The sequence below is a fragment of the Acetobacterium sp. UBA5834 genome (assembly GCF_002435675.1).
GTDB lineage: Bacteria > Bacillota > Clostridia > Eubacteriales > Eubacteriaceae > Acetobacterium > Acetobacterium wieringae.
Map to the genome: position 1 here is coordinate 154196 of NZ_DJGY01000069.1, position 15833 is coordinate 170028.

11 protein-coding genes and 1 tRNA gene are annotated in these 15833 nt (G+C 46.9%); all 12 read right to left on the bottom strand.

Annotated elements, in window-relative coordinates; translation table 11 throughout:
* Positions 1 to 228 precede the first annotated feature (228 nt).
* Entirely contained in the window at positions 229 to 1596 is a 1368-nt protein-coding gene (locus B3F51_RS14710) for a citrate/2-methylcitrate synthase (RefSeq protein WP_070371366.1), read from the bottom strand.
* Between the two features lie 365 nt (positions 1597 to 1961).
* Positions 1962 to 2037 (bottom strand) — tRNA-Trp (locus tag B3F51_RS14715).
* 67 nt (positions 2038 to 2104) lie between these two features.
* Positions 2105 to 3538 (bottom strand): adenylosuccinate lyase, encoded by a 1434-nt coding sequence (gene purB, locus B3F51_RS14720; protein WP_070371365.1) that lies wholly within the window; start codon positions 3536 to 3538, stop codon positions 2105 to 2107.
* Positions 3539 to 3713: 175 nt separating this feature from the next.
* Positions 3714 to 4520 (bottom strand): TIGR00282 family metallophosphoesterase, encoded by an 807-nt coding sequence (locus B3F51_RS14725; protein WP_323396125.1) that lies wholly within the window; start codon positions 4518 to 4520, stop codon positions 3714 to 3716.
* A 57-nt stretch (positions 4521 to 4577) separates the two neighbouring features.
* A complete protein-coding gene (gene rny / locus B3F51_RS14730; protein WP_139142350.1) occupies positions 4578 to 6122 on the bottom strand; it encodes a ribonuclease Y in 1545 nt (514 codons plus the stop codon).
* 169 nt (positions 6123 to 6291) lie between these two features.
* Positions 6292 to 7374 (bottom strand): recombinase RecA, encoded by a 1083-nt coding sequence (gene recA / locus B3F51_RS14735; RefSeq protein ID WP_070372192.1) that lies wholly within the window; start codon positions 7372 to 7374, stop codon positions 6292 to 6294.
* A gap of 71 nt (positions 7375 to 7445) precedes the next feature.
* A complete protein-coding gene (locus B3F51_RS14740) occupies positions 7446 to 8684 on the bottom strand; it encodes a competence/damage-inducible protein A (RefSeq protein ID WP_286947846.1) in 1239 nt (412 codons plus the stop codon).
* A 50-nt stretch (positions 8685 to 8734) separates the two neighbouring features.
* Positions 8735 to 9274 carry a CDP-diacylglycerol--glycerol-3-phosphate 3-phosphatidyltransferase gene (pgsA, locus tag B3F51_RS14745; RefSeq protein WP_070372194.1) on the bottom strand — a complete coding sequence of 180 codons (540 nt, stop codon included), beginning with the start codon at positions 9272 to 9274 and terminating at the stop codon, positions 8735 to 8737.
* Positions 9258 to 10622 (bottom strand): 30S ribosomal protein S12 methylthiotransferase RimO, encoded by a 1365-nt coding sequence (gene rimO, locus B3F51_RS14750; protein WP_250936116.1) that lies wholly within the window; start codon positions 10620 to 10622, stop codon positions 9258 to 9260. Before rimO ends, pgsA begins: the two co-directional genes overlap by 17 nt.
* 6 nt (positions 10623 to 10628) lie before the next feature.
* Entirely contained in the window at positions 10629 to 13100 is a 2472-nt protein-coding gene (locus B3F51_RS14755) for an FtsK/SpoIIIE family DNA translocase (protein ID WP_286947847.1), read from the bottom strand.
* Positions 13101 to 13242: 142 nt separating this feature from the next.
* Entirely contained in the window at positions 13243 to 13695 is a 453-nt protein-coding gene (gene dut, locus B3F51_RS14760; protein WP_286947849.1) for a dUTP diphosphatase, read from the bottom strand.
* Position 13696: 1 nt separating this feature from the next.
* Positions 13697 to 15775 carry a polyribonucleotide nucleotidyltransferase gene (locus tag B3F51_RS14765; RefSeq protein WP_070372314.1) on the bottom strand — a complete coding sequence of 693 codons (2079 nt, stop codon included), beginning with the start codon at positions 15773 to 15775 and terminating at the stop codon, positions 13697 to 13699.
* Between the last annotated feature and the right edge of the window lie 58 nt (positions 15776 to 15833).

Sequence of the window (15833 nt, forward strand, 5' to 3'; positions counted from 1 at the left end):
ATTCATCTGTAATATTATACACTAATTTAAACCCATAATAAAGACACAATTTTGTTACAATTACCCCGTTGCCAAAACAAAGATCTTGCATGTAAAAACAGGCAGGTTCCGGGTTGCGACAGGGTCACATAAAAAAAGTCTTCCTGATCTATTCTAGCACAGAAGCGATCAGAAAGACGATTAAATTTCGGGGATATTTTTGCCTTATGCGCCCCATGTTAAAGGAAATTATTGGCGCTTATTCAGTGGTTCGTAATCCCGGCGTTCGCTGACGTGCATGTAGGCCGGACGGATAATCTTTCCGGCATTGATCAGCTCTTCCAAACGGTGAGCACTCCAACCAGCAATTCGGGCAATCGCAAAAATCGGCGTAAACAGTTCCAGAGGCAGGCCCAGCATGCTGTAAACAAAGCCGCTGTAAAAGTCGACATTGGCACTGACACCCTTGTAGATTTTACGTTCTTCACCGATGACTTCCGGCGCCAGTCGTTCCACCATCGAATACAGTTCAAACTCATCGTGGAGGCCCTTTTCTTCAGAGAGGCTTTTGACAAACCCTTTAAAGACATTGGCCCGGGGATCCGATACCGAATAGATGGCGTGACCCATCCCGTAGATCAATCCAGCATTGTCGAAGGCCCGTTTATTAAGCAGATCCACCAGATACTGGCGCACCTGTTTTTCATCGGTCCAATCATCCAGAGTTTTTTTCATGTCTTCAAACATTTCCACCACTTTAATATTTGCTCCACCATGTTTGGGGCCTTTTAACGAACCCAGTGACGCCGCAATGACTGAGTAGGTGTCAGTGCCCGAAGACGACACCACATGGGTGGTAAAGGTCGAGTTGTTACCGCCACCGTGTTCGGCATGAAGCACCAGGGCGATATCCAGAATCCGGGCTTCCAGCTCAGTATACCGGCTGTCCGGCCGTAAAATGTAGAGAATATTTTCGGCCGTTGACAGATGCGGTTGCGGTTGGTGAATAAACAGACTCTGGTCATCGTGATAATGTTTATAGGTCTGGTAACCATAGACTGCCAACAGCGGAAACAGAGCGATTAACTCCAGAGATTGCCGCAGTACATTGGGAATCGAGACATCGCTGGCTTTGTCATCATAGGAAAACAGGGTCAGAACACTACGGGCCAGAGTGTTCATCATATCAGAGCTGGGGGCCTTCATAATAATATCCCGCACAAAGCTGGTGGGCAGGCTGCGATAGTTTCCCAGCACGGTGGTAAAGCGTTCCAGCTCGTCTGAATTGGGTTGACTGCCAAACAGCAGCAGATAAACCACTTCTTCAAAACCGAACCGTTTTTCTTTGACAAAGCCGTCAACCATGGCTTCAACGTCGACACCCCGATAGAAGAGTTTTCCTTCGGTTCCGATTTTTTTGCCGTCTTCAAAGATATAAGCCTGGATTTCCGAGATTTCGGTCAGTCCGGTCAAGACCCCGTTACCGTCTAAATCCCGGAGGCCCCGGTTGACCTTGAATTTTTTATATAACTCTGGCTCAATGGTGCTATTTTTTACGCATAATTCACTATACTCTATAATTTCAGGGGTAATTTCCGAAAACACACGATTCATCATCAATCTCCTCTATCTTTCTTATTTTTTGCCATTACAAAATTGCGGGGCCTGACAGGCCGTTTATGCATTTCGCAATCGCCCGACTTAATGTTAGCTTATTATACCTTAAAAGCTCAATGAGATAAAGTTAATTTATTATTTTTTTATGCTTTTTTGAAAGACATTCTTATACAATATCTTTTTAGTCTTTTATTTTCCGTAAATGATGGGAAAATTATTATAAATTTGAAAGTTTGTATTTAATTCTTTCATTATTAAATAATTTCGGAATTTTAAACCGAATCGTTTCCTACCCCAAAAGCCGCCGCAATTTTTGAGATAAAAAAAAACTCCGATTCATCGAATCGAAGTTTATCCTTTATTTTTGGCAGGGGCAGAAGGATTTGAACCCTCGGCACGTGGTTTTGGAGACCACTGCTCTACCAACTGAGCTATACCCCTACAACAGCAACTACTATATTATAAGTGCTGCTGATGTGTTTGTCAATATCTTTATAAACTTTTTATTCTATACTTTTAAATCAATCTTGCTGAGAGTGAGCAGATCCTGATTGGCCTCAAGCACCGGAGCCACTTCTTCGCTGATAAAATCATCGACCTGTTGGGGCGCCCGACCAACATAGAGGCTGGGGTCCATTAAGGCATCGACATCCTCGGTTTTTAAGTTGAAGGCAGGATCTTTAAGGATTCGTTCAATCAGGTCATTGGGTTTCCCTTCCACCTTCACAGTATGGCCAGCTTCCATCGACAACACCCGGATTTTTTCGTGGAGATCCTGACGATCACCACCCCGCTTGACCCCTTCCATAATAATGTTCTCGGTGACCATAAAGGGCAGCTCGGCATCGATATGCTGGCGCACCACCTTGGGGTATACCACCAAGTTTTCCGAAACATTCATGGCAATCATCAGAATGGCATCGGTAGCCAGAAAGCCTTCGGGAATTGAGATCCGCTTGTTGGCCGAATCATCCAAGGTTCGCTCAAACCATTGGGCCGAAGCCGTCAGGGCCGGGTTCAGGGCATTGACGATGATATAACGGGCCAGCGAACAGATCCGCTCGGACCGCATCGGGTTGCGTTTGTAGGCCATCGCCGACGAGCCAATCTGGCTTTTTTCAAAGGGTTCCTCAACTTCTTTCAAATTCTGCAGCAGGCGGATGTCGGTGGCAAATTTGGTCAGGGTCTGGGCGATGCCGCTGAGGACACCAAGCACCTGGGCATCAAATTTACGGGAATAGGTTTGCCCGCTGACCGCAAATGATTTTTTAAAGCCCATTTTTTGGGCCACCAGGGTATCCAGTTTTTTAACCTTGTCGTGATCATTGTCAAACAGTTCCATAAAACTGGCCTGGGTGCCGGTGGTACCTTTAACCCCCAACAGCTTAACATTGCTAAGCAGATGATCAAGATCCGCCAGATCCATCAGCAGATCCTGAATCCATAAACAGGCCCGCTTACCGATGGTGGTCAGTTGGGCTGGCTGAAAATGGGTAAAGCCGAGAGTCGGCAACTCTTTATACTGGGCGGCAAAGCGGGACAGGTGGTTGATCAGATTAAGGACCTGCTTACGGACATGGACCAGACCCTGGCTGTAAACAATCACATCGGTATTGTCTCCGACATAGGCACTGGTAGCCCCCAGATGGATAATCCCCTTGGCTGTCGGACATTGGGCCCCATAGGTATGAACATGGGCCATGACGTCGTGGCGCAGTTCTTTTTCTTTTTGGGCCGCCAGTTCATAATCGATGTTGGTGATGTTGGCTTTCAGTTCGGCAATCTGGGTGTCGCTGATGTTAAGTCCCAGTTCCTGCTCGGCTTCGGCCAGAGCCACCCACAGCTTCCGCCAGCTTTGAAATTTATTGTCCGCTGAGAAGATATGGAGCATCTCCTTTGAGGAATACCGCTCAATCAGGGGGTTTTCATAGTATGCTTTCATAATTTATTCCTTTCATATTTAAATCCGTGAGCTTTGCGTCCAGTTTCGCACGAAACAATTTTTACACTGTACGGCGGACAGTTNNGTTCGCCTACACGTTACAAAATTGTTTGTGGAAACTGCACCCAAAGCACTCATTGTTCGAAGCTTTTAATTTTCCATTTAAAACCGCCGCTTACTGGTCGGTTTCGTAGGTTTGATATAATCGAGTGATGTGCGTCACTTTGTTTTCAAGTTCATCGATGGTCAAAATAATCCCATTGATCTGAACAGAACCAGTGGCTGTCACAAAACGGCTGGGCCGTTTTGTTAGCATGGTATCAAGAATGATCTGGGAATCCACCCCAATCACGCCATCAAGTGGTCCGGTCATCCCGATGTCGGTAATATAGGCCGTACCGCCAGTTAAAATCCGTTCGTCGGCTGTCTGGACATGGGTGTGGGTGCCATAAACGGCAGTGGCGTAACCATCCATAAAATACCCGAAGGCAATTTTTTCCGAGGTGGCTTCGGCATGAAAATCAACCAACACCAGATCGGCGGCGGCTTTTAAGGACTCTCGGAGTGGTGCCATCATATTAAAAGGGCAGTTTAAGTTGGGCATAAAAATCTGGCCGGACAGATTCACCACCGCAATTCGTTTGGTACGGCCATCTTTTAGGGTGCAGTTAAAAAAATCATAGCCTTTGCCTGGACAGGGGTCGGGATAATTCAGGGGCCGGATAATCTGCGGAAAGTCGGCAATGGTTTCAAGTAGCTCTTTTTGCTGCCAGACATGGTTGCCCATGGTGATGACATCAATCGGCAAATTTAGCAATTCTTTGGCATTTTTAGTCGAGAGACCATTACCCCCGGAGGCATTTTCGCCATTAACAACCGTAAAATCAATGTCTTGTTCGGCAATGATTGTGGCCAGTTGGTCTTTTAAAATTTTTCGTCCGGGGCGGCCATAGACGTCCCCCAGTATTAGTATCTTCATCATTTATCCTTCTGCATTAAAAACTGACTAAAAAAAGGGGAGAATCTCTCCCCTTTTAGACTATTTAGCGTAGTCGCTAGCTCTCGTTTCACGAATCAGATTAACCTTAATGTTACCGGGATATTCCATTTCAGCTTCAATCTTCTTGGCAATATCTCGGGACAGCAAAATCATTTCATCATCGTTAACTTCATTTGGTTTAACCATAATTCTGACTTCACGTCCAGCCTGAATGGCGTATGATTTCTCAACCCCATCAAAGGACATGGCAATGGTTTCCAGTTCCTGTAACCGTTGGATATAAGAAACTAGGGTTTCTCGTCTGGCACCAGGTCGTGCTGCTGAAATGGCATCCGCTGACTGAACCAGAACGGCTTCCATCGTCCGGGCTTCAACATCACCATGATGAGCTTCGACAGCATGAATAACGTTTTTATTTTCTTTGTATTTTTTTAATACATTGACTCCAATTTCAACATGGGGCCCTTCGACCTCATGATCAATCGCTTTTCCAATATCATGTAATAATCCTGCTCGCTTGGCGATCTTAATGTTTCCATCCAATTCGGCGGCCATGATGCCCGCCAGATGAGATACTTCAATGGAATGCTTTAATACATTTTGACCATAGCTGGTACGGTATTTAAGCCGTCCCAAAAGCCGGACAATTTCCGGGTGCAGGCCATGAATGCCGGTATCAAAACAAGCTTGTTCGCCGACCTCTTTGATATGGTTGTCGACTTCCTTTTGCGATTTTTTGACCATCTCCTCAATCCGGGCAGGATGGATTCGACCATCAATAATCAGTTTTTCCAGAGACAATCTGGCCACTTCCCGACGAATCGGATCAAAACCAGAAAGAATAACGGCTTCCGGGGTGTCATCAATAATCAGATCAATCCCGGTGAGGGTTTCCAGGGTGCGGATATTCCGACCCTCCCGACCGATGATTCGGCCCTTCATCTCGTCATTTGGCAGGTTGACCACCGTAATGGTTTGTTCAGCCACATGGTCGGCGGCGCAACGTTGAATCGATTGGGCAATCAGTTCTTTGGCTTTTTTATCAGCAGTGGCTTTTGATTCAGCTTCAATCTGACGAATCATAATCGCCGCTTCCTGACGGGTATCTTTACTGATGTCTTCCAGCAAAATTTCTTTTGCTTCTTCATAAGTAAGCCCGGAAATCCGCTCAAGTTCCTTGACCTGCTCGTCATACATGCTTTCAACTTTTTCTTGCTTCTTTTCGAGTTCTTTGCTTTTTCGGGCCAGAGATTCTTCACTGCGTTCTAAATTTGTCAGCTTCTTCTCAAGGTTTTCTTCTTTTTGAATCAAGCGATTTTCAAGTTTCTGAAGCTCGGCTCGTCGTTCACGATTATCTTTTTCAAGGGATTCTTTTAATTTCAAAGATTCTTCCTTGGCATCAAATAGAATTTCCTTTTTTAAAGTTTCTCCTTCTTTGACGGCATCATTCACAATCGTTGTGGCGGTTAATTCAGCATTCTTTATCTTGCCTTCGGCAATATTTTTGCGTACCAAATAACCAATTCCAAACGCAGCGATGATACCAATGAATAAAATTATTGTTAGTATGTCTATAATTTTCACCTCCTTATAAACGATTTGCTATGTTTTTAATCTACTCATCATGATCTATATTTTATACTCTTTTGAAAATAGTGTCAAGAAACAAAGAACCCCACCAGGGGTTATTTTTAAGAAATCAAAAAAAGAACCGCTAAACGGCTCTTTTTTTATGGTTTTATTGATGGTTTGCTTATTCAATCTCTTCATCTTCGAGCAGGTCTGCTTCAACCGCTTCGGGTTCAGCCGTCATTTTGCTGGCCGCATTTTTGGCCCGGATTTCGGCTTCGATGGCATCGGCAACATCGGGGTTGGCTATTAAAAACTCCTTGGAGTTATCCCGACCCTGTCCCAGTCGTTGCTCATTATAGGAGAACCAGGAGCCGGATTTGTCGACGATTCCAAAATCGACGCCAACATCAAGAAGATCCCCTTCTTTGGAAATACCCTTACCATACATAATGTCAAACTCAGCCTGTTTAAAGGGCGGCGCAATTTTGTTTTTGACAATCTTCGCCCGGGTCCGGTTACCAATAATTTCGGTGCCTTTTTTCAGGGATTCAATCCGGCGGACGTCGATTCGTACCGAGGCATAAAATTTAAGGGCCTTCCCGCCGGTGGTGGTTTCGGGATTACCAAACATCACCCCGATTTTATCGCGCAACTGATTGATAAAGATGGTGGTGGTGTTCGATTTTTTAATGACCCCAGTTAGCTTTCTAAGTGCCTGGGACATCAGTCGGGCCTGGAGACCCATGTGGGAATCCCCCATTTCACCATCGATTTCGGCTCGGGGCACCAGGGCTGCCACCGAGTCGATGACAATGACGTCAATGGCATTACTGCGCACCAGGGCTTCAACAATTTCCATGGCCTGTTCGCCGGTATCTGGTTGGGCTACCAGCAGATTATCAATATCGACGCCCAGAGCCTTGGCATAGGTCGGATCCAGGGCATGCTCGGCATCGACGAAGGCGGCATTACCGCCAGTTTTTTGCGCTTCAGCAATGATGTGAAGGGCAATCGTGGTCTTCCCGGAGGATTCCGGACCGTAGATTTCCACCACCCGACCCCGGGGTACGCCGCCCACACCCAATGCCATATCCAGGCCGATGGATGAAGTCGAAATGACTTCGACATTCAGTTTGGCAGCTTCATCACCGAGGCGCATGACCGAACCTTTACCAAAACTCTTTTCGATGTTTCGTAGAGCTGCATCCAGAGCCTTTTGTTTATCGGTTAATTCTTCACTATTTATTTTTGATTTTTCAGCCATTTGTAACCATCCTATCTTTATTGAAACATTCGTTTCGGAACGTTCGTTCTGATTTAATTATAACGATTCAATTACGCTTTGTCAACTATGGTTTTGCGGATCAGATGGAAGACCTTATTGGCGGTTTTCTGCTGCACGACTTTGCGGTCGCCATTAAAATGATAGCGATAGACTTCGGTCTGGTCATCAAAACAGATGCCAATATAGACCAGTCCCACTGGTTTTTCGTCACTGCCGCCGTCCGGACCGGCAATCCCGGTGACCGACACATTAAGCCGGGCTCCGGAAAGGGCTGACAGGTTCTTACACATTTCGCTGGCGGTTTCGGCACTAACGGCCCCATAGGTATCCAGGGTGGCTTTTGAAACATTCAAGAGCTTCATTTTAGCTTCATTAGAGTAGGTCACTAAACCAAAGCCAAAAATTTTGGAAATCCCCGGCTGTTCGGTCAACTGGGCGGCAATCAGGCCGCCGCTGCAGGACTCGGCGGTGGCCAGCGTGATGGAGTTGGTCATTAATAATTCGGCTACCGTTTCCTGGAGCGATGCTTTGGAAAAAGTGAAAATATGGTCTTCAAACCGGGACAGCATAATCCCTTCGTAGTGATCCAAAAGCGCATTGATTTCATTTTCATCATGGCCATTGGCGGTAATCCGCACCAGTACCTCACCCATCTTGGCATAGGTGGCAATGGTCGGGTTGACCTGGGTATCAATCAGATCCAGCAGCCGGTCTTCAGCCGCCGATTCGCCAATATCCGAGAGATTGTAGTACCGTGAAATCACCAGCTGTTGATGATCCTGCTGTAACACCGGCAACACTGCTTCTTCAAACATGCAGGTCATTTCCCGGGGTGGCCCTGGCAACATGATAATAATCCGCCCCTGCTCTCTCAGTAAAATCCCCGGGGCCGTGCCGCAGGGATTAAATAAAATCTCGGCACCTTCGGGAATAAAGGTCTGCTTGAGGTTGTTGGGGGTCATGGTAAACTCCCGGTTGGCAAAGTACGCCATTAAATCGTCTTTGGTTTTTTGATCCTGAACCAGCTTTTTGCCAAAAATTTCAGCAATCACTTCCTTGGTCAGATCATCCTGGGTGGGCCCCAGTCCGCCGGTGGTAATAATCAGGTCGCTGCGCTCAAAGGCGATTCGCACCGCTTCTTCCAAACGCTGCGGATTATCCCCCACGGTGGTATGAAAACACACCCGGATCCCCAACAGGGACAACTCCCGGGATAAAAACTGAACATTGGTGTTCAGGGTATCCCCTACTAACAGCTCCGTGCCCACCGAAATCAATTCACATTTCATTGGTCATTTCCTCTCAAAGTTTGATGATTAATACATATTGGCGTAACAAATTACATCGAACGAAACACTTTTTTATTAAGAATCAGATAGTCAATTCCTGAATACAGGGTCAGCAAGGTGGCCACAACCATCATAATGTCGGCCATCGGAATACTGAGAAGCGAAAATGGCCAGTTGTTAAAGAGTATTAGAATAATGGCAATCATCTGCGAAATGGTTTTGGCCTTGCCCCATTTGCTGGCAGCAATGATGATCCCATCGGCAGCCGCCAGCGACCGCAGACCGGTGATGGCAAATTCCCGGGCAATGATGATTATCACCATCCAGGCCGGAACCGAGCCCAGCTGGACAAAGCAGATCAGGGCCGAACAAACCAGTAACTTGTCAGCCAGCGGGTCCATAAACTTGCCGAAATCGGTGACCAGGTTACGGCTGCGGGCCAGATAGCCATCAAGGCTGTCGGTCAATGAAGCGATAATGAACAGGGCCGCCGCAATTGGCTCGTGGTAAGGAAAATCAATCAGCAGTGCAGCAATGAAAAAAGGGATCATGACCATTCTGACAACGGTAATCTTATTTGGTAAATTCATTTTCAATATCTCCTATCAAATCATATTCGAGGGCTTGAACTATCTTAACGGAATAAAATTCTCCGATTGTTAAGGGATCACTACTTTCGACAAATACGGTGCCATCAATTTCCGGGGCATCGCCATAAAAACGGCCATAATAGGCCCCATCCTCGACACCTTCAAGCAGTACCATCAGGGTTTTGCCGATAAAACGTTGTTTCTGGTGATAAGAAAGCGCCTGCTGGGTGATCATGATTTCGTCATAACGCTGTTCTTTCTGGTCCTCGGTCAACTGATCCATAAATTCAGCGGCCGGAGTATTTTCTTCCTGTGAATACTTAAATACCCCTAAATGATCAAAAGGCAACACTTTTATTTTATTTATCAGATCCGTGTGGGCCGCAACCGTTTCTCCGGGAAAACCCGTGATAATCGAGGTTCGTAGCACCGCCTCAGGCAGGGTTTGGCGTATCTTTTTTACCAGTTGGCTAATCTGCGCAAAGCTCATCTTCCGACCCATCCGTTTTAACACCTCATCATTGAGATGCTGTAGGGGAATATCAAAGTATTGACAAATCGCCGGGTAGCGTTTAACCACTGCCAGAAGCTTGTCGGTAATGCCCTCGGGGTAAAGATACATCATCCGAATCCAGGTAAAATCAAAATTGCTGGCAATTACTTCAAGCAGAGCTGGCAAGTCCAGACCTTCATCCAGATCCTGGCCATATGGGGCAATGTCCTGACCAATCAGGATGATCTCCTCGATCCCCTGGTCCCTCAGGTACTGAAGTTCAGAAAAAATTTCCTGGCTGGGGCGACTGCGGTATTTTCCACGGATCTTGGGGATGACACAATAGGTACAGCCGTGGTCGCAGCCTTCGCTGATGCGGATAAAGGTGGACACTGTTCCCGGTTTTAGATAACGCCTGGTTTGGCTGATGGCTTTGTCAATATCGCCAAAATACTGGGGCATCACAGGACTTGTGGGCGGGCTGGCCGGATCAGCCACCGGTCTTTCCAGCGACGTGATCAAATCAACAATATTGTCAAAATGGCCCACCCCTAAAAAGCCGTCAATTTCCGGGATTTCCTCGGCCAGTTCAGTATGATAGCGCTCGGCCATGCAACCGGCGACAATCAGCAGCTGGCAGGAGCCGGAATTTTTATAGCCAACATAGTCAAGAATATATTCAATTGATTGTTCCTTGGCCGATTGGATAAAACAGCAGGTATTGACAATAATAATCGCAGCTTCCTGGGGCTCATCGATTATTTCGTAGTTTTTCTCGGCAATCAAACCCAGCATCATTTCTGAGTCGATGGTGTTTTTATCACAGCCCAAGGTGGTCATGTGGATGGTCTTCATTTTATACTAATCTCTCCTATTATATTCATCTTCAGTAATCAGGATTTGCCGGGGTTTGCTGCCGTTGGGACCGGAGATAATCCCCCGTTCCTCAAGGTCGTCGATAATCCGGCCCGCCCGGGCATAACCCACCTGCAGTTTTCGCTGCAGCATCGAGGTTGACAGCTGGTTGTATTCAAAGGCAATATTCAGGGCATCCTCCAGCAGCACATCGCCTTCCCGGTTTTGCGGTTTTTCCTCCGGTTCCTGGGAAATGGCTTCTTCAATGGAAGAATCATACTGATGTCCCTTTTGGGGTTTGACGGCGTCAATGACAGCATTAATCTCGGCATCGGAGACATAGGTACACTGAACCCGGGTCGGTTTGGATTGGCCTACTGGGTAATAGAGCATATCCCCCTTACCCAGCAGTTTTTCGGCCCCACCGGTATCAAGAATCGTCCGGGAATCGGTGTTGGAGGCCACCGCAAAGGCAATCCGCGAGGGAATATTGGCCTTGATCAAACCGGTAATAACATCCACCGACGGCCGCTGGGTGGCAATGATCAGGTGAATCCCACAAGCCCGGGCCAATTGGGCGATCCGGCAGATGGCATTTTCACATTCTTTGGGTGAGGTGATCATCAGATCGGCCAACTCATCAATGACGATCACGATCCGGGGCAGTTTTTTCAGGCCGGAACTGAGCATCTGTTCGTTGTAGCCCTCAATATCCCGAACTCCGGCATCTTTAAAGAGCATATAGCGGTCGGTCATTTCTTTCAAGCCCCAGTTGAGGGCATAGGCGGCTTTTTTGGGATCGGTCACCACCGGGATCAGCAGATGCGGAATGGCGTTATACTGATTGAGTTCCACCATTTTGGGGTCGATCATAATAAACCGCAATTCTTCCGGAGACGACTTAAAGATCAGACTGACTATAATACTGTTGATACAGACACTTTTTCCCGAGCCGGTGGAACCGGCAATCAGAACATGGGGCATTTTGCCGATATCGCCAATCACATTTTCGCCGGACAGGGTTTTTCCCAGGGCAAAGGTCAGTGGACTTTTGCTGTTTTTAAAGGGCGGGGTATCAATAATTTCCCTAAGACCGACGATTTCTGATACATCATTGGGAACCTCAATGCCGACCGCCGCCTTGCCGGGAATCGGGGCCTCAATCCGGATATCCGAAGTGGCCAGACTGAGCGCCAGATCAGAGGAGAGATTGACAAATTTATTAACTTTAACCCCCGGATCAAGCTGCAGTTCAAAGCGGGTTATGCTGGGACCGACATTGACCTCGACGATTTTGGCTTTGACGCCAAAATTTTTCAGGGTTTCTTCGATGATCCGGGCTTTCTTAATAACATCATCTTTTTTGGACTTTTTTTTAGTGGCCGGTGGATTTAAAAGTTCCAACGTCGGAAAGGTGTATTCCTCAACCTCATCTTCAAAACTGACTGCGGACAAGTCTAATACCTTTGTTTCATCGTCCGTTTTCGTTTCTTTGTGATAATCTTTGTTGGCGGCTTTTTTAGTCGTCCCCAAGTCATCAAAATTGGGCGGCTTGAGGAAATTCTCGTGAATCTTCATCGGGGTTTCCGGTTCGTCGGCATCTTCTTCAATAAAGCCGAAGGGATCCTGACGGGTTTTCTTTTTAGTCGCCGGAATCACCCCGGTGACCGGTTCAAACAGGGGTTTTTCTGTGGGCGGAAGGGGCGGATGGGTTTCATTAATCTGATAAGGTTCAAACAAGGGGGCGTTCTCATCAAAATCACCCACCATCGGAATCAGGGTGGTTTCGGAGGTCCGTTCCTTAGTCGCCTTGACCTCTTTTCTGATCTGCTGTTTTTCCTTTAGCATCGCCAGCCGGTCTTTCAGCCGGTCTTTGACCGGAGGGGCATTGTCACTTTTTTCCTTAATCTGGCTTAAATATTTTTTTAGTCGGTTGCGGAAAATAAAAATTAAGATAATGGCCGAGCTGACAACAATCAGCAGCAGGGTGCCTTTGACCGCAAACAGCTTAATAAACAGAACTGCCAGCAGAATCCCGATAATCCCACCGTATTGGCCATACTGGGCCAAACTGAACAGCTCCAGAAGACTGTAGTCCATCAGATTGGGGGCATAAATTGTAAAACCGATCATCATGTTAACAAATAATAAGAAGGTCAGTACAAAGGTGGTGGCCCAATCAGTTATTTTATTCAGACACAATACCACCCCCAGGGCGCAGAGATAGAGAGATATAAAAATCGTCAGGGCGCCAAAGCAATACGAAAAGGCCTGACTGACAAAGTTGCCCACCATCCCGGCATTAAAGTCGATGTAGGCATAAATCGAGAAAACCCCCAGAATGATTAAGAAGATTCCGATGGCCATGTTACTGATGGAAAACCGTTTGGCTGTTTTCGGGGCCGGTTTCTTTTTGGTTTTCCCTTTATTTGATTTGTTATTTGGTTTAGTTTGATTTGGTTTCTTAGTTGTTGCCATTATGCTCCTCTGTTTAAAAAAAGAAATGATAAAAGGTGCAGGGATACCTGCACCTTGAGATTGTGTTATGGAAGTATGATTGGAAAGCGGTGCAGCAATCAATGAAGGGTTCATGACCTCAGCGTACTTTTTAACAATACCATTATTTTCCTGAATGGCCAAAGCCACCATCGCCCCGCTTACTGGCGGCCAATTCGTCTACGCTTAAAACTTCCACAAAATCGGCTTTGACATATTCCGAGAAGACCATCTGGGCAATCCGTTCGCCGGGTTCCAGCTGGTAGGGCTTATCGATTAAGTTTATCAGAATTATCTTAATTTCTCCCCGATAATCAGCATCAATGGTGCCGACGCCGTTGACCAGCGATAGGCCATGTTTAAGGGCCAAGCCACTGCGGGCCCGAATCTGAGCTTCCACCCCTATCGGCATTTCCAGAAAAATGCCGGTGGGAATCTGATAGACCTTGTGGGGCATGATGATCATTTTACCATCCAGATTGGCTCGCAAATCAACTCCGGCAGCGCCTGGGGTCTGATATTCCGGCAGTGGAAATGGTGACTGATTCAGTATTTTAATTGAATATGTATTACTCATCTTATTCCTTTGGCAAAACGGCCTTCCGGGACAGATTAATGCGGCCCTGTCCATCAATTTCCATGACTTTAACGGTGACCTCATCGCCAATTTTAACCACGTCTTCAACGGCATTGACCCGCTCGTGAGCCAGTTTGGAAATATGGACCAAACCGTCTTTGCCACCTGGTAGGGATACAAAGGCACCAAAATTCATAATTCGGACGACCTTACCGGTTAAGACCTCACCCACTTCCACTTCACGGACGATGTTTTCGATAATTTCTTTGGCTCGATTACCGGATTCGGTATCCACAGAAGCAATGAAGATCCGGCCATCATCTTCAATATCAATTTTAACGCCGGTATCATCGATGATCTTATTAATAACCTTACCGCCAGAACCGATAACGTCACGGATTTTGTCGGGTTTAATCTGGAAGATAATAATTCGTGGCGCATAGGGTGACAAGTCTTTACGGGACTCGGCAATTTCGTCATTCATAATACCCAGGATATGCAGTCGGCCAATCCGGGCCTGTTCCAGGGCTTCGGTTAAAATCTGCTTGTTGATGCCATCGATTTTAATGTCCATCTGAATTGCGGTGATCCCCTCAGCAGTTCCCGCTACCTTAAAGTCCATATCGCCGAGGAAGTCTTCCATCCCCTGAATATCCGAAAGAATCGCCAGTTTATCGTCTTCTTTGATCAGACCCATGGCAATCCCGGCAACTGGCGCTTTTAAGGGCACTCCAGCAGCCATTAATGACAGCGAGCTGCCGCAGACACTGGCCTGGGAGGTGGAACCGTTGGAACTTAACACTTCCGATACCACCCGGATTGCGTAGGGGAATTCATCTTCGGATGGCAGCACCGGAATCAGTGCCCGTTCGGCCAGAGCACCATGTCCGATTTCACGGCGGCCGGGGCCCCGGGATGGTCGGGCTTCGCCAACACTGTAGGCCGGGAAATTATAGTGGTGAATATAGCGTTTGGAATCTTCGTTGGATAAACCATCCAGTTTCTGGACATCTCCTAAAACCCCCAGGGTGACTACAGACAAGACTTGGGTTTCACCCCGGGTAAATAATCCGGAACCATGGGGTCTTTCAAGAAAGTCAATTTTGGCGGTGATCGGACGGATCTCATCCATTTTTCGGTTGTCTGGACGAATCCGATCTTCAAGAATCATCCGACGAATTTCTTTTTTGACCAGCGAATTCAGAATCTCGTCGATATCATTGCCCTGGTTGGGATAGGTTTCTGCAAAATGTGCTCTGACCAGATTTTTAGTGGCCTCAATATTATCCAGTCGTTCCAGCTTATCGGCTGTTTTAACGGCAGTTGTCAACTGATCCCCTAAGAAAGCAACCACTTCGGCTTTGATTTCTTCGGCTGGGGTAAACAGCGTATATTCCTGTTTTTCTTTGCCCACAGCAGCGACGATTTCTTCCTGAAAGGCGACGATTTTTTTAATTTCTTCGTGAGCCAGCAAAATTGCTTCCAGCATCAGTTCTTCGGAAACCTCGTTGGCACCGGCTTCCACCATCATGATGGCGTCTTTTGTGCCGGAGACAATCAGGCTCAGTTCACTGATTTCACGCTCAGCTTCATTGGGATTGATAATGTACTTTCCATCGATATAACCAACAGCAACCGCACCGGTGGGGCCATTGAAAGGGATGTCCGAAATTGACAGTGCAATTGAAGAGCCAATCATTGCCGCAATTTCAGGCGCATTATCCTGATCCACTGACATAATCGTGGCAACTACCTGAACGTCGTTGCGAAAGCCTTTGGGGAATAAGGGGCGGATGGGTCGATCCATCAGTCGGGAGTTTAGAATTGCCCGTTCGGTGGGACGGCCTTCACGCTTAATAAAACCACCGGGGAATTTTCCCACGGAGTATTGTTTTTCTTCGTAATCACAGCTGAGTGGGAAGAAATCCATGCCTTCCCGGGGCTTTTTAGAAGCTGAAGCAACAGCCAGAACTTCGGTTTTACCATATCTGATCATCGCTGCACCTTTTGCCAATTGTGCCACTTCGCCAATTTCCACGCGGAAAGGGCGGCCAGCAATTTGAGTTTCAAAAATATTCATTCTTTTCTCGCTTTCTATATATAATACGCCAAAAATGGCAGATTTATCGTTTTTCAGA

Excerpts from the sequence above, each read along its gene's own strand:
- B3F51_RS14710 (WP_070371366.1), bottom strand. The coding sequence starts at position 1,596 with ATGATGAATCGTGTGTTTTCGGAAATTACCCCTGAAATTATAGAGTAT.
- purB (WP_070371365.1), bottom strand. The coding sequence starts at position 3,538 with ATGAAAGCATACTATGAAAACCCCCTGATTGAGCGGTATTCCTCAAAG.
- B3F51_RS14725 (WP_323396125.1), bottom strand. The coding sequence starts at position 4,520 with ATGATGAAGATACTAATACTGGGGGACGTCTATGGCCGCCCCGGACGA.
- recA (WP_070372192.1), bottom strand. The coding sequence starts at position 7,374 with ATGGCTGAAAAATCAAAAATAAATAGTGAAGAATTAACCGATAAACAA.
- B3F51_RS14740 (WP_286947846.1), bottom strand. The coding sequence starts at position 8,684 with ATGAAATGTGAATTGATTTCGGTGGGCACGGAGCTGTTAGTAGGGGAT.
- pgsA (WP_070372194.1), bottom strand. The coding sequence starts at position 9,274 with ATGAATTTACCAAATAAGATTACCGTTGTCAGAATGGTCATGATCCCT.
- rimO (WP_250936116.1), bottom strand. The coding sequence starts at position 10,622 with ATGAAGACCATCCACATGACCACCTTGGGCTGTGATAAAAACACCATC.
- B3F51_RS14755 (WP_286947847.1), bottom strand. The coding sequence starts at position 13,100 with ATGGCAACAACTAAGAAACCAAATCAAACTAAACCAAATAACAAATCA.
- dut (WP_286947849.1), bottom strand. The coding sequence starts at position 13,695 with ATGAGTAATACATATTCAATTAAAATACTGAATCAGTCACCATTTCCA.
- B3F51_RS14765 (WP_070372314.1), bottom strand. The coding sequence starts at position 15,775 with ATGAATATTTTTGAAACTCAAATTGCTGGCCGCCCTTTCCGCGTGGAA.